23 protein-coding genes are annotated in these 22,675 nt (G+C 56.9%); 16 read left to right on the top strand and 7 right to left on the bottom strand.

Features of this window, described 5'->3' with window-relative positions; translation table 11 throughout:
* Position 1 precedes the first annotated feature (1 nt).
* The 5 genes from D6851_RS14470 to D6851_RS14490 all read left to right on the top strand — a co-directional run bounded on the left by D6851_RS14470 (position 2) and on the right by D6851_RS14490 (position 6,677).
* Complete coding sequence (locus D6851_RS14470) at positions 2-1,360, top strand: acetyl-CoA carboxylase biotin carboxylase subunit (RefSeq protein ID WP_120325619.1); 1,359 nt, start codon at positions 2-4, stop codon at positions 1,358-1,360.
* Positions 1,360-2,835, top strand: coding sequence for a biotin carboxyl carrier protein (locus D6851_RS14475; protein ID WP_120325620.1), 1,476 nt, complete (start codon positions 1,360-1,362; stop codon positions 2,833-2,835). The genes D6851_RS14470 and D6851_RS14475 overlap by 1 nt, the downstream gene beginning before the upstream one ends.
* Positions 2,836-2,837: 2 nt before the next feature.
* Positions 2,838-3,677, top strand: a complete 840-nt coding sequence (locus tag D6851_RS14480; RefSeq protein WP_120325621.1) for an HAD-IIA family hydrolase — start codon at positions 2,838-2,840, stop codon at positions 3,675-3,677.
* An 85-nt stretch (positions 3,678-3,762) separates the two neighbouring features.
* Complete coding sequence (locus tag D6851_RS14485) at positions 3,763-5,703, top strand: outer membrane protein assembly factor BamB family protein (protein WP_120325622.1); 1,941 nt, start codon at positions 3,763-3,765, stop codon at positions 5,701-5,703.
* A gap of 41 nt (positions 5,704-5,744) precedes the next feature.
* Positions 5,745-6,677, top strand: a complete 933-nt coding sequence (locus D6851_RS14490; protein ID WP_120325623.1) for a VOC family protein — start codon at positions 5,745-5,747, stop codon at positions 6,675-6,677.
* A 56-nt stretch (positions 6,678-6,733) separates the two neighbouring features.
* On the opposite strand, the gene D6851_RS14495 is transcribed toward D6851_RS14490, so the two are convergent.
* Positions 6,734-7,084, bottom strand: coding sequence for a c-type cytochrome (locus D6851_RS14495; protein ID WP_183030116.1), 351 nt, complete (start codon positions 7,082-7,084; stop codon positions 6,734-6,736).
* A 571-nt stretch (positions 7,085-7,655) separates the two neighbouring features.
* On the opposite strand from D6851_RS14495, the gene D6851_RS14505 reads away from it, so the two are divergent.
* Positions 7,656-8,474 (top strand): ferredoxin--NADP reductase, encoded by an 819-nt coding sequence (locus tag D6851_RS14505; protein WP_238474125.1) that lies wholly within the window; start codon positions 7,656-7,658, stop codon positions 8,472-8,474.
* Between the two features lie 108 nt (positions 8,475-8,582).
* On the opposite strand, the gene D6851_RS14510 is transcribed toward D6851_RS14505, so the two are convergent.
* A complete protein-coding gene (locus tag D6851_RS14510; RefSeq protein WP_120325626.1) occupies positions 8,583-9,770 on the bottom strand; it encodes an MFS transporter in 1,188 nt (395 codons plus the stop codon).
* 246 nt (positions 9,771-10,016) lie between these two features.
* Here D6851_RS14510 and D6851_RS14515 point away from each other — a divergent pair, with 246 nt between their 5' ends.
* The gene (locus tag D6851_RS14515) at positions 10,017-10,745 is read left to right on the top strand and encodes an SDR family oxidoreductase (RefSeq protein WP_120325627.1); all 729 of its coding nucleotides are present in this window, start codon (positions 10,017-10,019) and stop codon (positions 10,743-10,745) included.
* A gap of 90 nt (positions 10,746-10,835) precedes the next feature.
* On the opposite strand, the gene D6851_RS14520 is transcribed toward D6851_RS14515, so the two are convergent.
* Positions 10,836-11,345 (bottom strand): flavin reductase family protein, encoded by a 510-nt coding sequence (locus D6851_RS14520; RefSeq protein ID WP_120325628.1) that lies wholly within the window; start codon positions 11,343-11,345, stop codon positions 10,836-10,838.
* 189 nt (positions 11,346-11,534) lie between these two features.
* Here D6851_RS14520 and ribH point away from each other — a divergent pair, with 189 nt between their 5' ends.
* From ribH to D6851_RS14535, 3 genes are read left to right on the top strand one after another with little or no spacing between them, the layout of a single operon-like run.
* On the top strand, positions 11,535-11,954 hold the full coding sequence (gene ribH, locus D6851_RS14525) for a 6,7-dimethyl-8-ribityllumazine synthase (protein WP_120325686.1): 420 nt from the start codon (positions 11,535-11,537) through the stop codon (positions 11,952-11,954).
* Positions 11,955-11,989: 35 nt separating this feature from the next.
* Positions 11,990-12,877, top strand: coding sequence for an aldo/keto reductase (locus D6851_RS14530; RefSeq protein WP_274379062.1), 888 nt, complete (start codon positions 11,990-11,992; stop codon positions 12,875-12,877).
* A gap of 6 nt (positions 12,878-12,883) precedes the next feature.
* The gene (locus tag D6851_RS14535; RefSeq protein ID WP_120325630.1) at positions 12,884-13,192 is read left to right on the top strand and encodes a hypothetical protein; all 309 of its coding nucleotides are present in this window, start codon (positions 12,884-12,886) and stop codon (positions 13,190-13,192) included.
* Positions 13,193-13,229: 37 nt separating this feature from the next.
* Here D6851_RS14535 and eno read toward each other — a convergent pair whose 3' ends face one another.
* A complete protein-coding gene (eno, locus tag D6851_RS14540) occupies positions 13,230-14,516 on the bottom strand; it encodes a phosphopyruvate hydratase (protein WP_120325631.1) in 1,287 nt (428 codons plus the stop codon).
* Between the two features lie 154 nt (positions 14,517-14,670).
* On the opposite strand from eno, the gene D6851_RS14545 reads away from it, so the two are divergent.
* The 6 genes from D6851_RS14545 (at position 14,671) to D6851_RS17815 (ending at position 17,478) form a co-directional block, all read left to right on the top strand.
* Positions 14,671-15,180 (top strand): hypothetical protein, encoded by a 510-nt coding sequence (locus D6851_RS14545; protein WP_183030117.1) that lies wholly within the window; start codon positions 14,671-14,673, stop codon positions 15,178-15,180.
* Between the two features lie 6 nt (positions 15,181-15,186).
* A complete protein-coding gene (locus tag D6851_RS14550; protein WP_120325632.1) occupies positions 15,187-15,681 on the top strand; it encodes a phage holin family protein in 495 nt (164 codons plus the stop codon).
* Positions 15,678-16,100, top strand: a complete 423-nt coding sequence (locus D6851_RS14555) for a hypothetical protein (protein ID WP_120325633.1) — start codon at positions 15,678-15,680, stop codon at positions 16,098-16,100. The genes D6851_RS14550 and D6851_RS14555 overlap by 4 nt, the downstream gene beginning before the upstream one ends.
* A gap of 53 nt (positions 16,101-16,153) precedes the next feature.
* Positions 16,154-16,639 (top strand): hypothetical protein, encoded by a 486-nt coding sequence (locus tag D6851_RS14560; protein WP_120325634.1) that lies wholly within the window; start codon positions 16,154-16,156, stop codon positions 16,637-16,639.
* 112 nt (positions 16,640-16,751) lie between these two features.
* Entirely contained in the window at positions 16,752-16,979 is a 228-nt protein-coding gene (locus tag D6851_RS14565; RefSeq protein WP_120325635.1) for a DUF4170 domain-containing protein, read from the top strand.
* A 280-nt stretch (positions 16,980-17,259) separates the two neighbouring features.
* A complete protein-coding gene (locus tag D6851_RS17815) occupies positions 17,260-17,478 on the top strand; it encodes a GNAT family N-acetyltransferase (protein WP_120325637.1) in 219 nt (72 codons plus the stop codon).
* Here D6851_RS17815 and greA read toward each other — a convergent pair.
* From greA to carA, 3 genes are all read right to left on the bottom strand, one after another.
* Entirely contained in the window at positions 17,471-17,938 is a 468-nt protein-coding gene (gene greA, locus D6851_RS14580; protein ID WP_120325638.1) for a transcription elongation factor GreA, read from the bottom strand. The genes D6851_RS17815 and greA overlap by 8 nt on opposite strands.
* Before the next feature lie 101 nt (positions 17,939-18,039).
* Entirely contained in the window at positions 18,040-21,363 is a 3,324-nt protein-coding gene (carB, locus tag D6851_RS14585; RefSeq protein WP_120325639.1) for a carbamoyl-phosphate synthase large subunit, read from the bottom strand.
* Complete coding sequence (gene carA / locus D6851_RS14590) at positions 21,364-22,527, bottom strand: glutamine-hydrolyzing carbamoyl-phosphate synthase small subunit (RefSeq protein ID WP_120325640.1); 1,164 nt, start codon at positions 22,525-22,527, stop codon at positions 21,364-21,366.
* Positions 22,528-22,675: the final 148 nt, after the last annotated feature.

Genomic DNA, 22,675 nt, shown 5'->3' on the forward strand with positions numbered 1-22,675 from the left:
TATGACGATCAGGCGCATATTCATCGCCAATCGCGGCGAAATTGCCTGCCGTATCATTCGCAGTTGCGATGCGCTTGGCGTCGAAACCGTGCTGGGTGTCTCGGAGGCGGACCGTCATTCGCTCGGAACGAAGCTTGCAAGCCGTACCGTATGCCTCGGACCGGCGCCATCGGCCAAAAGCTATCTGCAGCTGGAAACGGTAATGCAGGCAGCCATTTCAACCGGCTGCGACGCCATCCATCCAGGCTATGGCTTTCTCTCTGAGCGAGCCGATCTGGCCCGTATGTGCGAAGAAGAAGGCATTCTTTTTATCGGCCCTACAGCCAGTCAAATAGACGCAGTGGGCGATAAGCTTCGTGCCCGTACCGAAGCACAGGCCGCCAATGTGCCGGTGGTTCCCGGCGGGCCGGTGGAGAGCCGGGAGGATGCGAAGATACTGGCAGAGGAGGTCGGCCTGCCTCTGCTGGTCAAGGCAGTTGGCGGCGGTGGTGGCCGGGGTATGAAGCTCGTCGAAAAAGCCGAAGAGCTTCACGACATTATCGATATGGCCAGTGCAGAAGCCGGTGCTGCTTTCGGCGATTCACGGATCTATCTGGAGCGCTATGTTGCCAAGGGGCGGCATGTCGAAGTGCAATTGTTAGGCGATGGCAAAGGCCATGTCATCCATTGCGGCGAGCGCGATTGTTCGGTTCAGCGGCGCTATCAGAAGCTGATAGAAGAAAGCCCCGCCCCGCATTTACCGGACGATTTGCGCGAAAATATGCTCGCCGCCGCCTGCCGGTTTGCTGCAAGGCTAGATTACCGTGGCGCCGGAACGGTAGAATTTCTCTACGATGTGGATCGCCGGGAATTTTACTTTCTCGAAATGAATGCCCGTATTCAGGTGGAGCATCCGGTTACCGAAGAAGTGACAGGCATCGACCTGATCGCAGAACAGATCGCCATCGCCAATGGAGAAGGTCTGCGCTTCGGGCAAAGTGACATTCGCTTCACCGGCCACGCTATGGAATGCCGGATCAACGCTGAGGACCCGGAAGAGAATTTCATGCCTTCACCCGGCATAGTGCAGTCCGTTCAATGGCCTGCCGGAGAAGGCATTCGTGTCGACACACATATCGTAAATGGCGCGCAAATCCCTCCTTTTTACGATTCCATGATTGCCAAGATCGTTGCTCATGGCCCGGATCGTCAGACCGCTCTTGCCCGCTTGCGCGATGCGCTGATGCAGACACACATTGAAGGCGTCGCCACCAATTGCCGTCTGCAGACCGAAATTCTGGCCGATCCTGCTTTCATCAAAGGCGGCGTGAATACGAGCTTTCTTGCAGAACTTCTCACCGAGCGGAAGGAGATGGCCTGATGGCCGCCATCAAACTGATCGAAACATCGCTCAGAGACGGTAATCAATGTCTGTGGGGAGCGCTGGGGATCGATACCGCCAAGACGCTCAGCATAGCACCGGTAATGGAGCGTGCCGGCTATCATGCGATCGATTTCACGACCTCCACACATATGGGCGTCGCAGTCCGTTATAAGCAGGAAGACCCGTGGGAACGCATTCGCGCCATGGCAGACATCTGCAAAACGACCCCGTTGCAATTCCTTTCAACCGGTTTTCGTTTCATCGCCTGGCAAACAGCAAGCCCGGAATTCATGGAACTGGCTTTCCGGACCCTTGCCCGCAACGGCATTCGCCGTTTTGCCCTTGCCGATCCGATGAACGATGCCGCCTCGAATGTCGATGTCGCGCATATGGTGAAACGCGCCGGCGGCGAACAGGTTATCGGAGCACTGGTCTATACGATTAGTCCGATCCATGACGATGCCCATTACGCCGAAGCCGCGCGGATCATGGCGCAAAGCCCCGATATTGATGCGCTCTATATCAAGGATCCCGGCGGTTTACTCACGCCCAAACGGGCTGAAACGCTGATCCCCGCCATAATGGCGGAAATCGGCGACAAACCGCTGGAGCTTCATGCCCATTGCACGATCGGGCAGGCAGAGCCGGCCTATCTGGAAGCCGCCGGTCTGGGCATCGCGGCCCTGCAATGCGCCAGTGGAGGCGCGGCGGATGGGACCTCCAATCCGCCTGTCCAGCGGATGATCGCCAACCTCAAAGCCATGGGTCACAGCATTGATGTAGATGAAGAAGCCGTGGCCGAAGTGGCAAATTATTTCACCGCTCTCGCCGAGGCGGAAAATCTCCCTCAAGGCCATCCCATGGCATTCGACGCCGCTTATCTGCGGCATCAGCTTCCCGGCGGTATGGTCGGCACAATGCGCCGTCATCTGGCCGATCATCGTGTTTCTCATCTCGAAGGTGCCGTAATCGAGGAGCTGGGACGCGTGCGGGAGGAGCTTGGCTGGCCCATCGTCATGACGCCCTTTGCACAAATGTTGCAAACGCAGGCCATGATGAATGTCACAGGTGAAGAGCGCTATGCCATCATTCCCGATGAGATCATCCGCTATGCGCTTGGTAAGTTCGGTCGCCCCAACCGTCCAATCGATGAGCAGGTGATGGACCGGATCATGGCCTCGCCTCGCGCCAAGGAATTGCAGGCAGAACAGGGTATGGCCGAGCTTTCCGAATTGCGCCAAAAGATTGGGCCGAACCTCCCCGATGAAGAGTTTTTGCTGCGCGCCACTATGCCCGCAGAACAGGTGGATGCCATGCACCAGGCAGGCCCCGCCAATCGTCAATACGATCCGGGAAAACGACCTGTCATGCAGTTACTTCGCCGCCTGCTGGCACGAACCGATCTGACCCGGATCAGTGTCGAAAAAGCGGGTTTCCGGCTGGAGCTTGAAAGCGACGGAGAAGTGCTGTGACGATGGACAAACCAGACCGGCAGCCCAAAGGCTATATGTTCGATCTCGATGGAACGCTGATTCTCAGCAATCGCAAGCTCGGCAGCTATACGGTTATTCCGGGTGCAGTTGAATTGCTCGAAGAGCTGGAACAACGCCGGATCCCTTTTCTCGCCCTGACCAATGGCAGCGCCTATCCAGCCAGCCAGCAAGGACCGCGCCTGCGCAATGTCGGGCTGCCTATTCGCAATGACCGGTTGTTCACCCCCAACAGTGTGGCAGGAAAAGTCATGCGTGACAGAGCTTATGACAATGTGCTGGTGCTCGGCACGCAGGGAGTCATCGAAGCGCTTGAAGAAGACGGTATCCCGACCTGTACGCCCGGAGAAAGCCTAGCGGATAATGCCGATGCGGTTTATGTGGCCTGGCATCCCGAATGCACCATGGCGGATATTCACAAGGCATCCGCGCGGATACTCGATGGTGCGGCTTTCCTGACAGCATCCGATGTTCCCTTTTTCGCTACGCAGGACGGGCCGGCTTTCGGCTATAGCTGCGCGATCGTCGGCGCCATTGCGCGCGTGACGGGGCAGGAACCCGAAGTCACCGGCAAACCGTCACTGCACGCCATGCGTTTTGTCAGCGCCAGACTGAAACTGGCACCAGAACATATCGCCATCGTGGGAGACGATCCCCGTGTAGAAATCGAAATGGCGCGAATGGGCGGTGCTCGGGGAATAGGGGTCACCAGCGGAACGACGTCGCGCGAAACATGGTTGGCCCAGCCCGAACATCGGCGTCCGCATGCCATTTATGACAATGTAGGTATGCTAATCAGGGATATCGGCCGGGTTTCAGTTTGACAGGGATAGTTGTTCACAAAGTTTTGCAAAAGACCTGCATCTATATGATTAGTTAGCTAATAATTAGGGTATACGGGAGACAGGAATGCGTATCAGGTCAGCAGCGATGCTGAGCGTGATTTGCTCGCTAGCATTTATCAAAGGCATATCGGCAAGTGCCGGCGAACCGGCACCGGCGGACTGGCCGCGATATACCAGAGATATTGGCGGCACCCGTTTTTCGCCCCTCGCTGACATCAATCGCGATAATATCGATAAACTGGATATCGCCTGGAGCTTCCGTGTCCGCCCGGAAGGCGGCGGCAGTCTGGTAACATCGGCCACCCCTATCGTCATCGACAACCGACTCTATCTGCCGATCGGCAATGCAATCGTCGCGCTGGAAGGCGATACCGGTAAAGAGATCTGGCGCCATCCAGTGACAGATGGGATAGCCCGACGGACGGTTTCCTACTGGCCAGGCGATACGGCTCGAAAGCCGCGCATATTCTATTCCAGCGGCAGTGCCATATATGCGCTTGATGCCGTAACAGGAGAGCCTGTCGGCGATTTCGGAAAGGATGGCGCGATCCGTCTCGAAGTGCCTTATAATGGCCCGCCGACCGTGTTTCGTAATATTCTGATCATCGGCGCCAATGTTGGCGAAATGCCGATTGGCGCCTCAGGAAACAGTCGCGCCTTCGACGCCCGAACGGGTAAGAAAATCTGGGAATTCAACACGGTCCCCCAACCCGGCGAGCCAGGTCATGAAACATGGCTCAACGATGGCTGGAAAGGCCGTTCGGGCACCAATGTCTGGGTTTGGTATATGACTGCCGATGAAAAAACCGGCATGCTATATATGCCAGTCGGCGGTCCTTCGCCCAATTATTATGGCGGAGACCGGCCGGGCGATAATCTTTTTGGGAATTCGCTGGTCGCCGTGGATGCCAAAACCGGCGAATATAAATGGCACTTCCAGACAATCCATCACGATCTATGGGACAAGGACCTTCCCGCACCGCCCGTTTTGTTCGATATCGTCAAAGACGGCAAAACAATCCCTGCCCTCGCCGAAACCGGCAAAACTGCTTATATGTATATTCTCAATCGCGAAACCGGAGAGCCGGTTTTCGGTGTCGATGAAATGCCCGTGGCAGCAGGAAATGTTCCCGGCGAATATTATGCTTCCACGCAGCCCGTCCCGGTCAAACCGCCTCGCCTGTCGCAAAGCTACTGGTCGCCCGAAGATCTGGTCACAGCAGAGCAGACCAGCCAGCAGCATGTCGAAGCCTGCAAAGCCCTGCTGGATGAATATGGTGGCTCCTTCTACAATGCCGGACCTTTCACTCCCTTCTTCCTGCATGAAAAAGGCGATCCGGTGCAGGCTTCGATAGATCTGCCGATTAATGGCGGATCGAATTGGGGCGGCAGTGCAGTCGATCCCAACACAAACTACATTTATGTGAACACCAGCGAAGGCGGAACGATCGGTTTTGTCGAAAAACGCCAGGAAGATGGCGATTATGGCCGTGGCACAAGCGGTTCAAACCAGCTCTATGACCGCGCAAGTCTGAGCAGCCCCGGCGCTTATTCCCATTTCGCCGCCGACTATGTCGACAAGGACGGGAACACAGTGGAACTACCCTGCACGCCCCAGCCGTGGGGGCGCTTGTTCGCAATTAACGGCAATACAGGGGAAATCGCCTGGTCCTCCGTTTTGGGCGTCACCGATGCGCTTCCCGAAGGCAAACAGAAGACCGGAAGAACCAATTTCTTCGGAGGCCCCATCGTCACTGCAGGCGGGCTCGTTTTCATCGGTGGCACCGATGACCATCGCTTCCGCGCTTTCGACGCCCGGAACGGGAAAGAACTGTGGAGCAAGAAGCTTGAATATAACGCACAGGCAGTGCCCATAACCTATCGCGGCAAGGATGGCCGCCAGTATGTTGCGGTCATGGCTGCCAATTTCGGTGCTGTACCGAGGGGGCCGGACGGAAAACCTGCCAATAATGAATCGCTTGTCGTCTTCGCTCTGCCGAAATGACGAGGCCTGAACGATCAGAACGGCGGTGAGGGAGAGAAATTATGAAAACCGTGCCATATCTCATCTTGCTGGGACCGATACTGGCGGCGCTCAGTGGACATAGCGCACTCGCCAACAGCTCGAAGCGCGACATGGCAAGTTCACAAATGGAAACGGCCCGCCCCTATATCATACAAAAATCCATGAATGTCTTTCGGCGCTTCAAGCCGGAAGTCACTCACGACATGGTTGCGTTTTATCGCGACATACTTGGCCTCACCCCTTTGCAACCGATTACGCTGGATGCGCAGCAGACCATCATCCTGTTCGGCATCGGAGGAAGCCAGATCAAGCTGGCGGAGGGACTGCAGGATAACCGTGAGTATCGTCCGGGCGCCGTGAATGAAGCGACTGGCATTCGCTATTTTACGCTCTTCTTCCCCGACGGGAATGCTCTTGCCCGACGTTTCGAAAAAGCAGGTTATAGCGCCCCCCGCTTTAGCGATATCGGGAACGGTAAACAGGCCGCCTTTGTCCGGGACCCGGCAAACTTCACATTGAAACTGGTCGTATGGCCCGACGCTCCGGCCGAACAATATGGACGGCTGGAAATCGGAATCAACGCGTCTGACATTGCGGAAAGTCGTCATTTCTATCGCAGCTTCATCGGTCTCGACGAATTGAAAGCTTTTACCGATCCGCTGCTCGAAACCAAAGTTTACCCTTATCGCAACGGATCGACCACCATTACGCTGTTTTCGCTTGGCCGGGGTCTTCCGGCCGATACAGGCAGCGCAGGGATGCAATATGTCGTCAGCGATGCTGCGGCGGTGGATACGCTGGGTAAGAGACGCGGGATCACCGTGGAAACGCCACTTGGCAGTCTGCCCAATTTCGATCTCACCTTCGTCTGGCTGAACGATCCCGACGGTGTGACCAACTATTTCGCCCAGATTGGTGACGGGTCGGCTACGGTCGGTTCGAGCAAGGATTGACCGGCCCGGAGCGCACTCTGTACCGTTATGAGGGCGGCCTGCTGACGCTCATCCCCTCAACCGGCATCGTCATGAGCCGCAATATAGTGCGCCAGAATATCGATTTCCTCATCGGTCAGCGAACCGGAAAAAGGCGGCATAGCGCCCTGACCGTTGGCAATACGGCTGGCAATGAATTTTACAGAGCGCGATCCGGTATCGAGAGAGGGACCGGCCCGCCCTGTGCCGCCTGCATCTTTCATCAGATGGCAGGCACCGCAAGACCAGTTCTGAAACAGCTCACGCCCTTTTATGTCGACAGCATTGCCCGGCATTGTTGCATCCGGAGCGGCAACACTCGCTACGCTGCCTATGGCTGTCACCAGCGTCAGCCCGATCACTCCAGCCCTTTGCCATGTTTTCATCATTCCGCCGCAGCCCATGTAACACCCTCATCCGCATAAATATATTTAGTTAGCTAATTACTATTTATCGCAGTTGAGCACATTTAGTAAAGGGAGCTTCTTTGCGAAAATGCAGAGTTTAAGCAGATGAGGGGCACGGCCTAGCCAGCCGGCAATGGCGTTTCTGACATCGGCATTACCGGGCACTCTTGCAAATTAATCTCAATAACGTAATGCGCGCTACATTCGAGAATCGTGCAATCCCGGCACACCGGAGCGAATGGTGATGCAAGATAAACTGTCAGCAGCACAAGATAAGGCCGCCGCCTCCTCTCTGGACGAAGCCTCTTTGAACGATTAGCTGCACACTAGCCTGAAATCATAAAACCATCTTCAATCGATCTGGTCTGAATATCTGAATACGGCATTTGGTAATGGACGACATCAAATCCGAAACCTGTTGCAGGATTGCGATCCGCATCGATGAACCCCGAATGACTGCGGCGTAAAACCCGCCTGTTCGAACATATTGAAGGACTGACCGGATAATGGTTCCGCAGCCCATTCTCCTCAATCATGGAGGTAATGAAACACCGTGACGAGCAATACGAGCACCAAGGAACCACTGGTCGAAACCAAGGCCCTGACGGTTCAGGAAGTTCTTTCAGTCAAACACTGGAACGAACATCTTTTCAGCTTTACCATCACGCGACCGGATTCCTTCCGCTTCCGTTCGGGCGAATTCGTGATGATCGGCCTGCCGGGTGAAAACGGCAAACCGATCCTGCGCGCCTATTCGGTGGCCAGCCCGTCCTATGCCGAGGAACTCGAATTCCTCTCGATCAAAGTGCAGGATGGCCCGCTGACGTCCAAGCTTCAGAAAATCGAGCCTGGCGATCAGGTCTATCTCGGTCGTAAGCCCACCGGCACACTCGTCACCGATGCGTTGCTGCCCGGCAAACGTCTGTTCCTGCTTTCTACCGGCACCGGCCTTGCGCCTTTCCTCAGCATTATCCGCGATCCGGACATTTACGACATGTTCGACAAGATCGTGCTGGTCCATTCGGTCCGCCGCGTGAGCGATCTCGCTTTCCGTGAAACACTGGAAAGCCGCCTTGAGGACGATCCGCTGGTGGAAGAGGAAGCCAAGGAACAATTTGCCTATGTGCCCACCGTCACACGCGAAGAGTTCCACACTACGGGCCGTATCCACAAGCTGATCGATGACGGCACGATTTTCCAGGATGCGATGTTCAACCGGAAATATTTCGATCCGGAAACGGACCGCATCATGCTGTGCGGCAGCATGGCCATGATCCGCGATTTCGAAGAATATTTCCAGGAACTCGGCTTTATCGAAGGGTCGAATGCGACCCCTGGCCAGTTCGTGATCGAACGCGCTTTCGTCGACTGATCTCAGGCGATATCGCCAGATAAAAACCCCGGCCGGATCGCTCCGGCCGGGGTTTTTTTATTTTCTCTATATCTGTGTGTCTGTCGGCTTGCCTTCCTCGGCTCACGTTCAGACCTGTCGAACAGCTTTTGCCCGGTCGAGAGCCATAGAAAGCGCCCAGACAAGCAGCCCGCCTATTGCCAGCGAGGCACCGACCCAGCCGGTCGAAGTCCAACCATATCCCGCCGTAATCGCCATACCGCCGAGCCAGGGGCCAAGCGCATTGGCCGCATTGAAGGCCGAATGGTTCAGCGCAGCCGCCAGTGTCTGTGCATCGCCGGCCACATCCATCAGCCGTGTTTGCAGGATGGAGGAAAGACCGCCCACGCAGCCTATCAGCAGCAAGATAACCAGCATCGACCACAGCTGCTGCGCGGCCGGAGCGTAAAGCGCCATAACAATGATGGCATAAACCAGCGTAACCCCCGCCGCCTTCATCTGCCAGCGATCGGCAGCCCAGGAACAGACCAGCGTCCCCAGTGTCATGCCCAGCCCGATCACCGCCAGCGCCACCGGCACCATAGCCTGATCGACGCCAGTCACTTCCGTGACAGTCGAAGCGAGATAGGTATAGACAGCGAACATCCCGCCAAAGCCAATGGCCCCGATCAGCAGGGTCAGCCAGACCTGCGGCCGGGCAAGCGCCCCCAGCTCACGCAACGGGCTGGCCTCAGGATCGCCCTTATCCCGCGGTACATAACGCATCACCATTAAAGCGGTGAACAGCGCAAGAACGGCAACAATCACGAAACACCAGCGCCAGCCAAAAAGCTGTCCGATCAAATTCGCAAAGGGCACGCCGCCAATCGTCGCAATTGTCAGCCCCAGCATCATACGCGCGACAGCCTGGGTTCTCTGAGATCGCGGCACGAGTGAGGCGGCGACCAGTGCCCCCACGCCGAAATAGGCACCATGCGGCAGGCCGCTCATGAAGCGAAAAGCCAGCATCCATTCGAGATTGGGAGAAAGAGCCGAAAGGCAATGGGCCAAAGCGAAGAATCCCATTAACCCGACCAGTAATATACGCCGTGACAAACGGGCCCCCAGAACGGCGATGGTCGGTGCACCGACAACCACACCCAGCGCATAGGCGCTAATGACATGACCGGCCGTCGGTTCATCGACATGCAATCCCTCGGCGATCTGCGGCAACACGCTCATGCTGGCAAATTCAGTCGTCCCGATCGTAAAGCCCCCTACAGCCAGAGCCAGCAGGGCCAGACGGGCATGCCATAATTCATGCGGATGTGCGGTCATATTCTGTCCATTCGCTTATGCTGCAATGCAACCAATGCCTGCAAATGGGGCTTCGACAGCGCAAGACAACCAATTTTTGCTTTGAATGACACTTCTGCATCTTGCGCTGCAACAGTGAAAATGACCCGGTCTGGATAAAAACCCTCACACTTTCGGCACCTTGTTGACAAAATCCGGAAAATCCCTTGCCCGTAAAAAAGGGCGTGCTAAGCGGAAATCCAGCCAAAGAAACAAGGAGGATGTCAGGTGAGTATCTTGCAAGGCCGCGTCGCTGTCATAACCGGAGCCAGTTCCGGCATTGGCGAAAGCTGCGCTATTTCTTTCGTCGAGAAAGGTGCCAAGGTGGTGCTGGCCGCACGCCGTGCGGAACGTCTCGAAGCGCTTGTAAAACGGGTGGAAGATATGGGCGGCGAAGCGCTCGCCGTGGCCACCGATGTGACCGATGAAGCGGCGGTTCAGAACCTGTTCGATCAGGCTGTGGCGACATTCGGCACGGTCGATGTTCTCATCAATAATGCCGGGATTGCCGACAGTACGGCAGCTGATGAACTGGAACTCGATTTGTGGCGCAAGGTGCTGGACACCAATCTGACATCCGCTTTCCTCTGCGCCCGAGCCGCGATCCGGGTGATGAAAGGCAAAGGTCGCGGCCGCATCGTCAATATCGGCTCGATCTCAGCCCGCGTGCCGCGCCAGAACAGCCCGGCCTATGCCGCCAGCAAATGGGGTCTCGACGGCCTGACCCGGGCGCTGGCGATTGACGGGCGTGAAGACAATATCGCGGTGTCGATTTTCCATCCGGGCATCGTTGCCACGGAAATCGCTCCCGGTGCCGTCAAACTGGATGATGAGTTGACGGCCGATCCCAAGGATATTGCTGATGTGATTATCCATATGTGCGATCTGCCCGACCACCTCAATTTCTATGAAGGACTGGTGGTTCAGAACAAGATTCCATTTCTCGGCCGCGGCTGAACGCAGCACGAACCGAACAGCAAAACGGCCGCTCCAGAGCGGCCGTTTTCGTATGGCATCGACAGACTGTCAGCACTCAAACCGATGCACTCACCGGTCGGGCGCCTTGCTGATATCGATATAATGCCGGTTATAATAGGTCAGCGGCGCAGCATCCTCGCGATGATGCGCATCGATCAGCTCACCGATGAAAATCGTGTGCGTACCGTATTCATGCCGGTGCGCGATCCGGCAGACGAAACTCGATTGCGCATTGGTAAGAACCGGAACACCATGGCTGTTTTCCCATTCGCCGACGGCAAAGCGATCTTCTGCCGTTTTGGTCGCCATGAAATTATCCGCGACATCGCGATTGGTCAGCCCCATCACATTGACGCAGAAAGTTTCTACACTGGCCAGCGGCTCATGCAGCGAGGCGGACTGGTTAATACAGATCAACAGTGAGGGCGGATCAAAGCTGAGCGAACTGACCGCTGTGGCCAGAATACCGAAGGGCTTGCCGTCATGGAAAGTGGTGACAGCATACACCGTGGAGGCGACATGGCGCATCCCGTCGCGAAAGGCCTCTAAAACGGCGCTCTTATTTTCTACATCAGACACGCCCCTTTCATGATAGGCGCCCCCGCATCTTTCAAGCCTGAATCCCGAAATTCAAAAGATCATGCGCCCATTGCCATCACATTTGGCTGTGATAACGCATTTGCCGGATCCTTTTGGCGGCACAATCGCCGTTCCCCTATCGTGCAGACCGGCAATCATCTGCACGGACACATATTTACAGGAGAATTTATGGCGCAATTTCTGATTGTTGAGGCACGATTCTATGACCATCTCAACGATATGCTCATCGCCGGAGCGCGCAAGGTTCTCGAAGATTCCGGACACCATGTCGATATTCTTACTGTTCCCGGTGCCCTTGAAATTCCCGCTGCCATTTCCATGGCTGTGGACAGCAACCGCTATGACGGCTTCGTCGCCCTCGGTGCGGTCATTCGCGGGGAAACCTATCACTTCGAAATCGTTGCTGGTGAAAGCGCCCGGGGCATCATGGCTCTGACCATGGACGGGATCGCCATCGGCAATGGCATTCTCACGACCGAGAATGAGGAACAGGCCATTGTCCGGGCCGATCCGGCACAGGCCAATAAGGGCGCTGGCGCCGCGCAAGCTGCGTTGCGATTGCTCGAATTACAGGAGAAGTTCCAATAGTCGATCATCCCTCGATTTCCGGTATCCCCCTCGTTCTGGGCGGGAATGTGTTTGGCTGGACCGCTGACGAAGATGCGAGCTTTGCCATTCTCGATAAGTTCTACGAGAATGGCGGGCGCATGATCGACACGGCTCAGGGATATTCCGCCTGGGTCGATGGCCATGTCGGCGGTGAGAGTGAGACCGTTATCGGAAAATGGCTCGATAGCCGCAAGCTGCGTCACGACATGCGCATTGCCACCAAAACAAATGGCAATGGTGAAGCGGGCGGCTTGTCTCCCATCCGCATTGCCGAAGAACTGGAAAAGTCGCTCGACCGGCTGCAGACCGATTATGTCGATCTGTATTACGCCCATCGGGACGACACGGCTACGCCGATGGAAGAGATTGTCGAAGGCTTCAACACGCTGGTCAGCAAAGGCAAGATCAGAGAAGTCGGCGCGTCCAATTTCGAAGTCGACCGGCTGGCAGTGAATATCGACATTGCCCAGCGCAAAAGCATGAAGCCCTTCACCGTTCTGCAGAACGAATATAACCTCGTCGAGCGCAATGCCTATTCCCCGAGAATGCAGAAAGTATGCCTCGACAATCACATGGCCATGTTCCCCTATTTCGGGCTCGCTGCTGGGTTTCTGACCGGAAAATATCGTAACAAGGCGGATCTGAAAAAAGGCGAACGCGGAGGGCTGATCGAACATCTCTTCGACAAGGGAATGAGCATTCTGCCCATTCTCGACGAAGTGGTGGAGGAAACCGGCTCGAACCATGCCAGCGTCTCTCTTGCGTGGTTACTCGCTCAGCCTGGCATCACGGCCCCGATTGCAAGCGCCCGGACGCCGGATCAGCTGGATAGTCTGCTCGAAGCCACCAGACTGGATTTAAGCGAGGATCAGCTGACTCGTCTTAACGAAGCCGGTCAGTAACCGCCCATGAACGGCCCGCTCGAATGGTTCGCTGCAATCGGGACGATCCTGTCCGCCGGAATGATTGCGGTGGACTGGGGGCGGAAATGGACTGGCTGGGCCTTTGTACTGTTCGTCGCCGTCTCGATTGCGTGGATCGTGTCCGGGCTGCTCAATGACACGATCCCGCTCGCCGTTCAGAACGGATTGCTGCTCGGGGTCAATCTCTGGGGTGTCTGGCAATATTTGCTCAGTCCGAAGAACCGGAAGAAAATCGAGCGTATGGAAGAGCTTGAAGAAAAAGCTTCAGAAGATATCGAGGCCGGACGCGACTGAGTGTCGCGCCCGGCCTTTCAGCATTTAAACAGGTCTGTCAGGCGGACAGGCGGCCGAAGCAGCCCTTGCCCGCATAGGATGCCGACACACCCAGCTCTTCTTCGATCCGAATGAGCTGATTATATTTGGCAAGCCGGTCCGACCGCGCAAGCGAGCCGGTCTTGATCTGGCCGCAATTGGTCGCCACCGCAAGATCGGCAATGGTCGAATCCTCGGTTTCGCCCGAACGATGCGACATTACCGTGGTGAACCCGGCACGATGCGCCATATCCACCGCTTCGAGCGTCTCGGTAAGCGTGCCGATCTGATTGACCTTCACGAGCAATGAATTGGCCATGCCCTGCTCGATTCCCATTGCAATACGCTTGGGATTGGTCACGAAAAGGTCGTCGCCGACGAGCTGAACCTTGTCGCCCAGCTTGGCCGTCAGCGCTTGCCAGCCTTCGAAATCGTCTTCCGCCATCCCGTCTTCGATCGATTTGATCGGGTAGGCGTCGCATAATTTGGCGAGATAATCGGCCATTTCCTCACCGTTGAGCGAGAGGTTTTCGCCCGCAATCTCATATTTGCCGTTCTTGTAAAATTCGGTGGACGCGCAATCGAGCGCCAGCATCACATCGTCGCCCGGCTTGAAGCCTGCTTTTTCGACCGACTGCATGATGAAATCCAGCGCGTCGCGCGTGCTGGCGAGGTTCGGGGCAAAGCCGCCCTCATCGCCAACGGAAGTAGAGAGTCCCTTTTCGGCCAGGCCCTTCTTCAGCGTGTGGAAGATCTCCGAACCCCAGCGCACAGCTTCGGCGATCGAATCCGCGCCGACCGGCATAATCATGAATTCCTGAAAATCGATTGGATTATCGGCATGTTCGCCGCCATTGACGATATTCATCATCGGCACGGGCAGAACATGCGAGGACACACCGCCAATATAGGCATAAAGCGGCAGACCGCGGGCAGCCGCAGCAGCGCGCGCAACGGCCAGGCTGGTGCCGAGAATGGCATTGGCACCGAGCCGGGCTTTATTTTCCGTCCCGTCCAGATCGAGCATGGCCAGATCGATATCGCGCTGATCTTCTGCATCGAGCCCCAGCAGAGCTTCGGTAATATCGGTGTTCACGACATCGACGGCTTTGGTGACACCCTTGCCAAGAAAGTATTTCTCGTCACCGTCCCGTAATTCGACAGCTTCATGCGCCCCCGTCGAGGCTCCCGAAGGCACCGCAGCGCGGCCAAAACTGCCATCTTCAAGCAGAATATCGACTTCCACTGTGGGGTTTCCGCGGCTGTCGAGTATCTGGCGGCCATGAATATCAATGATTGCAGTCATTATCTGGTCTTGCTCCTCTGACGGTTTTACGGTCTCCTATGCGGCGGAACCAAGCTGCGCAAGCGGCGTTCGATTCATGTAGCACGGATGGGGCGTGCCCATTCGACGGCAAACCGTAAATACCTGCGAGGGTGAACGAGGAAAGGGCAATACGATGGCCGGAACGAAAGCTGAGACACCCGATACTGCAGCCACTCCTGCACCGGAAGATCACAAGGAAGAAGCCAAGTCGCGCTTCAATGCAGCGCTGGAAGAAGCCAAAGCCGGTGCTGCAGCGCTGGGAGCCGAAGCGAAACAGCGCGCCGAAAGCTATCAGGACCAGGCCAGGGCCAAAGGCGATCACTGGGTCGACGACACAAAAAGCAAAGCCACAGGCTACGCCAATCAGGGCAAAGCCAAGCTGAGCGAAGGGCTCACCTGCCTCGGTAAACTCGTCTCCGACAATGCCGGCACGGTGGATGAGAAACTCGGGCCGGGTTATGGCGACTATGTCCGCAGCGCTTCGAAGAAGCTCGAAGACACTGCCACCAAGCTCGATTCCAAGAGTCTGGAAGAACTGGGAGAAGATTCCCGCGAATTCGTCCGCACCAATCCGGCCCTATCGGTTGGCATGGCTGCTGTGGCCGGTTACATGTTCGCGCGTATATTCCGTAGCTCCAAGTAATTTGACGTGACTGCACCGACAGATGAAAAATACGGCCCTGCAGGGGCCGCCAATCCATCACGTCAGGCCGGCGCGCCCCATGAAAGCGGGGCGCAGTCGGCCTTTTCGTCAGAAAGCCATGCAGGCAGCGGGGCAGCAGGCAGCGAAGCCGGGGCGGATAGTCATCCGCTGCGCGACGATCTGACCGCGCTGATCGACGATGGACTGACTTTTTTCGAAGCGGAACTCAATTTCCAGAAGTCCCGCCTTTCTTTCGTTATCGACTGCGCAAAGAAAGTGGCCGCTTACGGGGTGGTGGCGCTGGTTCTGGTGCTGCTGGCCGCGATAGGTCTGACGGTCGGGCTTATCCTGTGCCTCAGCCCGCTTATCACACCATGGGGCGCCACGATTGTGGTCGTTGGCGGAGAGCTCGCTATCGCCTATTATTGCGTCCGGCACATCCTGACCAAAGTAAAAGCAATCAGCGCAGCTTTCAAAAAGGAAGAGGACGCATCCGAATGAGCGACCTGGCAGCTAAAATGCTGGAAGACCGTGCCTTGCGCGATGCCGCCAGAGCGCTGGTGGCCGCCGATATCGCCCTGATGATGGAAAATCTGGATCAGAAGGGGCTCGGCACCCGCGTGAAAGACAGTGTCAGTGAAACCGCAGAGAGCTTTACGTCCGATCTCGGGACAGCGGATGAGAAACCCGGACTTTATCTGGCCGGCGGTCTTATCGGAATCGTGGTTCTGTGGTTTTCTCGCAAGCCCGTCTTCCGTTTGCTGGGATGGTTCTTCTCGCGCTCCCCCGACGAAGCTGACGAAGAGGATCCCGGGATAGCGGATGAAGGCTCTTATTCTGACGAAGACCCCGTAGCCGAAACAAATATGGCAGACGATAAGGCCAATGCTGTTCCTTATGGAACCGCCGCCCCCGCCTGACGGTTTATAGATCAGGAGGCACAGTCTGCCGTTTAATTTTCTGGAGACAGCGCATGAGCGATTCTCAACGCAAGGATATCAAGGAAAAGGTCGAAGTCGCCGAAGCCCGTAATCAGAGCAAAGCTCTGACATTATCGGAACGCGTCGGTGAAAAGACCATCGAAGGCAAAGACCGTTTCCTCCGTTTTGCCAAAGACCACCCGGTCGCCCTGATCGGCGGGGGAATCGTGCTGGGGGTTGCCATCAGCGCTCTGTTCCCACGTTCGCCTACGCGACGCCTCGGCGGCAAAGCTGCCGGCCTTGCTGTTTCCGCAGCCGATCTGGCGATGGCTTATGCTGTGAAGGCGCGCGCCGCCGCGAAAGACGCAGCGCTCGACAGCGGCGATCTGCTGGAGGATATGAGCGACAGCCTGGGCGATACGGCGAGCCATTTGCGCCGCGATGCCCATTATTATGCCGATACGGCTCTGGGTTCGGCACGCAGCTTTTCACGCGATGCGCGCAAAAATCTCGGGCGAACTCTGCGTAAATTCCGCTGACCGTCACCAGCAGCCTTTTTCTGAAACGCGAATATGGCGCGCCCTCTTGCAGAGCGCGCCATAAGTTTTATGGACGCCTCATCACAGCTTCTCTCCAAAAAGGTTTCGATAAATGGCAAAACAGCTTCTGCATCTCGTCATGGGCGGCCGGGTTAAGGATCCGCAGAGCTGCGAGTTCGAAGATCTCGATAATATCGACATTGTCGGCGTTTTTCCGAATTACGAAGAAGCGGAAAATGCCTGGCGCAGCAACGCACAGCGCACGGTAGACGATGCCGAAATGAAATATGTCATCGTTCATCTGCACCGCTTGCTCGAACCCAATCTGCCGGGTCAGTAAGACATGATCTCTCCGGTTACGGTGCCGGAGAGCCATGTCTGACTATTCGAGAGACGCGATGGCCCGGCGCTATCGCGTCTTTTTCGTGCCTCGGTCGAGTAGCTCGGCCCGCCCGCCTATGGCACCGCGCAATGCCGGATCCGGGCCAGCCTCTGCCCTGCCCCCGGCACTTTTGACGAATATCTGCGCCAAAGCGGACGGATAAGCTGCATCCACAATCCTGACAGAGAAGCTATTGCCTATCTGGCGCTCGACACAAACGGGCATAGCGATCAGCTTTATGGCCACCCCGATTGTGCAGACAAAGGCTATGCCCCTTCTTCTCCAGGAGGCCAAACACCATGCTCTGAAGCAAGGCATGATGCGTCTTTTTACCGAGGCAAGCGAAATAGCCCGCCCCGTCTTCCAACGGGCGGGCTATTCTTGTCTTCAACGGCGCGATTTTACGCCGAAAGGTGTTGCCATCCACAATTATGCGATGGCTCAAAGCCTCAGATAAATTCGATCTTTTCGATCAGGTAGAAACGTTCCCCGGAAGGAACGGTCACTTCTACCTCTTCGCCGAGCTGCTTGCCGATCAGAGCGCGCGCCAAGGGAGAATCGTAGGAAATCTTGCCCTTTTTGGCATCGGATTCGGTCTGGCCGACAATCTGATATTTGACCGGCTTGTCATCTTCATCGAGCAGGGTGACGGTGGCACCGAAAATCACCTTATCGCCCGACAGGGTTGCCGGATCGATAATCTGGGCGCGGCTGACCTTGTCTTCAAGCTCAGCAATCTGTGCTTCCACCTGACCCTGACGTTCCTTCGCCGCGTGATATTCGGCATTCTCCGAAAGGTCGCCGTGAGCGCGCGCTTCCTCAATCGCATCCACAATACGCGGACGCTCTTCCCGGAGGGCTTTCAGGTTGGCGGTCAGCATTTCATAGCCTTCCGCCAGCATGGGCACTTTTTCCATATTACGTCCCTGTCATAAATGGCGCCCCTCGACAAAGACTTCCCCGTCCGGACTTTTCATAGGCCGGAACAAAGGAAGCCGATGTAGGGAGCGCCTGTGTTTCAGCTATAATAGTCTTGCAGGGAGCGCACTTCAAGATCACTGGTCTTCACCTCGGCAATTGCCATGGCGGCAGCCAGTGCCGATGCAGCCGTTGTGTAGGACGCAACCTTCTTTTCCAGCGCCGAAGCGCGGATAGACTGGCTGTCCTTCAGGCTCTGCCACCCTTCGGTAGTATTGAAGATCATGGCAATATCGCCATCGACGATCCGGTCGACAATATGCGGACGGCCTTCGGCGACCTTATTGACACGCTCGACCGCAATACCGGCATCGGAAAGGTATTTCTGGGTACCTTCGGTGGCGACAATCGCAAAACCCCGGGAGACCAGAATCTTCACGGCTTCGAGAATATGCGGCTTGTCACTATCCTTGACCGATACGAAAACCGTGCCGCCTTCGGGCAGCATCATGCCGGCGCCGATTTGCGACTTGGCAAAGGCCTTGGGAAAATCGCTGTCGATCCCCATGACTTCGCCGGTGGAGCGCATTTCCGGCGACAAAACCGGATCGGCGCCGGGGAAACGGCTGAAGGGGAATACGGCTTCCTTCACCGCCATATAATCCACATCGCGCTTGATCGGGGGCAAATCGGCCAGTTTCTGCCCGGCCATCACCAGCGACGCATATTTGGCAATCGGATCGCCAATCGCCTTGGCGACGAAAGGCACGGTGCGGCTGGCGCGCGGATTCACCTCGATCAGAAAAACTTCGCCATTCTGCACTGCGAACTGGACATTCATCAGGCCACACACATTGAGCCCCTTGGCCAGCAGATGCGCCTGGCGCTCCATTTCGTCGATAATATCCTGCGGCAGGCTGTAAGGCGGAATAGTGCAGGCACTGTCGCCCGAATGGACGCCGGCTTCTTCGATATGCTGCATCACGCCCGCGACGACGACATCTTCACCGTCGCACAGCGCATCGACATCGCATTCCACCGCATCGCGCAGATATTGATCGATCAGCACCGGACTATCGCCGGAAACCTGCACGGCGGTGGCGATATAATTGTCGAGCTGCGCTTCGCTATCGACGATTTCCATTGCGCGGCCGCCCAGAACATAGCTCGGACGAAGCAGAACCGGATAACCGATACGGTTTGCCACCGCGACCGCTTCATCGCGGCTGCGGGCAATGCCATTGGCCGGTTGCTTCAGATTGAGCTTGTTGACCAGCTTGGCGAAACGTTCGCGATCTTCTGCCAGATCGATCGCGTCAGGAGCCGTGCCAAGAATGGGGATACCGGCTTTTTCCAGCGCACCGGCCAGTTTCAGAGGCGTCTGACCGCCGAACTGAACGATTACACCGAGCAATTCGCCGCGCGAATGTTCGACGCGCAGGATTTCCAGCACATCTTCCGCCGTGAGCGGTTCGAAATAAAGCCGGTCCGACGTATCGTAATCGGTGGAAACGGTTTCCGGGTTGCAATTCACCATAATCGTTTCAAACCCGGCATCCTGCAGGGCGAAACAGGCATGACAGCAGCAATAGTCGAATTCGATGCCCTGCCCGATCCGGTTCGGCCCGCCACCCAGAATAACCACCTTCTTGCGATCGCTCGGGAAGGCTTCGTTCTCGGGCTCACCGAAACTCGGCGCTTCATAGGTGGAGTACATATAGGGCGTGACCGCGTCGAATTCCGCCGCGCAGCTGTCGATCCGTTTGAAGACCGGCAACACACCGAGTTTCTGGCGGAGCTGACGCACTTCATCCTCGCTGGTAGCACCGGCCATGGCGCGCAGCGTATCGTGCAGCAGGCCCGAACTCTTCGCCTGCGTTTCGGCCAGGCCGCCCGCCACGCCGACCGACCGGACGGCGAGAGTGGCAAGACGCTTATCCGAAAAGCCCATCGCTTTCAGGCGACGCAGGCCCTGCGCATCGTTGGGCAGGCCATGTTCGGAAATCATCTTTTCTTCATAGATGATCTCTTCGATATGGCGCAGGAACCAGGGATCGTAGAAAGTGATCTCATGGATTTCCTCCATGGTGAAACCTTCGCGGAAGGCCTGTGCCACTTTCAGCAACCGGTCGGGCCGCCTTTGCGCCAGTTCGGCACGCAGCTTGTCGCGCTCGGCCCCTTCCAGCTCAACCACGCGATTGAAGCCATCGAGTCCGGTTTCGAGCCCGCGCAGGGCCTTTTGCAGACTTTCCTTGAAGTTGCGGCCGATCGCCATCACTTCGCCGACCGATTTCATCGCGGTCGAGAGTTCCACTTTGGCGCCCTTGAACTTCTCGAAAGCGAAACGCGGAATCTTAGTGACGACATAATCGATAGTCGGCTCGAAACTCGCCGGGGTCGCACCAGTGATTTCATTGGTGATTTCGTCGAGCGTATAGCCCACCGCAAGCTTGGCCGCGACACGCGCAATCGGGAAGCCGGTGGCCTTCGAAGCCAGTGCCGAAGAGCGTGACACACGCGGATTCATCTCGATGACGATCAGGCGGCCATCCTCGGGATTGACTGCAAACTGTACGTTCGAACCGCCTGTTTCCACACCGATTTCACGCAGCACGGCAATGCTGGCCGAGCGCATGATCTGATATTCCTTATCGGTCAGCGTCAGTGCCGGAGCGACCGTAATCGAGTCGCCCGTATGCACGCCCATCGGATCGACATTCTCGATCGCGCAGATAATGATGCAATTGTCGTTCTTGTCGCGAACGACTTCCATCTCGAATTCTTTCCAGCCAAGCAGCGATTCCTCGATCAGGACCTCGGTGGTTGGCGATGCGTCGAGGCCTTCGCCCACGATCCGCTCGAATTCTTCCTTATTATAGGCGACACCGCCGCCCGTGCCGCCCAGCGTAAAGCTCGGGCGGATAATCGCCGGCAGACCGGTCCGTTCGAGCACGTCGAAGGCTTCCTGCAGGCTGTGCGCCGTGCCCGAGCGGGCGCTTTCGAGGCCGATACTGTCCATCGCCTCACGGAAGCGGTGGCGGTTTTCGGCCTTGTCGATCGCATCGGCATTGGCGCCGATCATCGCCACGCCATACCGGTCCAGCGTGCCGTCATTGAACAGAGCCAGCGCGCAGTTCAGTGCGGTCTGTCCGCCCATCGTCGGGAGCAGCGCATCGGGCTTTTCCTTCTCGATGATCTTGGCGACGATTTCCGGCGTGATCGGCTCGACATAGGTCGCATCGGCCATATTCGGATCGGTCATGATCGTGGCCGGGTTGGAGTTTACCAGAATGACCCGGTAACCCTCTTCTTTCAAAGCCTTGATCGCCTGAGTTCCGGAATAGTCGAACTCGCAGGCCTGCCCGATAATGATCGGACCGGCGCCAATGACGAGGATCGAGGAGATGTCTGTGCGTTTGGGCATTTAACCGAGCGACCCTACAAATTTCTGGAAGAGATAGAAGCTGTCCTGCGGTCCGGGCGAAGCTTCGGGGTGGTATTGCACGCCGAACGCCTTCCTGCCTTTGATCGCGATACCGCAATTCGATCCGTCGAACAGCGAGATATGCGTTTCCTCCACCGTATCGGGGAGCGTTGCATTATCGACCGCAAAGCCGTGATTCATGCTGGTGATTTCGACCAGACCGTCTTCATGGCGCTTGACCGGATGGTTCGCGCCGCGATGGCCCTGATGCATTTTGACCGTGCTCGCGCCCGCCGCGATGGCGAGCATCTGATGGCCGAGACAGATGCCGAAAACCGGCACATCCTTATCCAGCAGCGCCTTGATGACCGGCACGGCATATTCGCCGGTCGCCGCCGGATCGCCCGGTCCGTTGGAAAGGAACACGCCATCGGGGGCGAGCGCCATGATCTCTTCGAAACCGGTCCGCGCCGGCACTACCGTCACCCGTGCACCGGCTTTGACCAGATTGCGGAAAATATTGTCCTTGGCACCGTAATCCACCGCCACGACATGCGGGCGGCCGTCCTTTTCGGCCTCGGCATAGCCTTGCCCCAGCGTCCAGGACCCGCCGGCCCAGTCTTCCTGCTTCTCCCGCGAGACGACCTGCGCCAGATCCATCCCTTCGAGGCCCGGCCATTCCCGGGCCTGAGCGATAAGCGCGGGAATATCGAACTGCCCGTGGGGATCATGCGCGATCACCGCATTGGGCGCGCCGGTTTCACGAATGCGCCGCGTCAGGGCGCGCGTATCGACCCCGGAAAGGCCGATCTTGCCCTGCGCCTTCATCCATTCGTCGAATTCGACCTGCGAGCGGAAATTGGACTGATGCGTCACATCCTCGCGCACAACGCAGCCCACCGCGCTGTCGACATGGGATTCGATATCCTCGTCATTGGCGCCGACATTGCCGATATGCGGGAAAGTGAAAGTAACGATCTGCCCGGCATAGGAGGGATCGGTCATCACTTCCTGATAGCCGGTCATCGCTGTGTTGAAACAGACCTCCCCGACTGCGCTGCCGGTCACGCCGAAGCCCCTCCCCCAAATTACCGTGCCATCTGCAAGGACAAGGACTCCACTCGCACCTTTGGGTGGCGCGTGTGAAGATGCGGGGTCGGCCATAGGGCGCTCCGTTCTTAAAAAGGTTATCGGCGATGTTTGCTAAGGTGTGGCGGCTAGACCTGCCCTGCCCTCCCGTCAAGCTGTCACTTGCGCAAAGGATCGGCTAAGAGACGTTCTTTGCTATAATCCCGATGAAATCATCCACAGG

It is taken from the genome of Altericroceibacterium spongiae (assembly GCF_003610805.1).
GTDB classification, from domain to species: Bacteria; Pseudomonadota; Alphaproteobacteria; order Sphingomonadales; family Sphingomonadaceae; genus Altericroceibacterium; species Altericroceibacterium spongiae.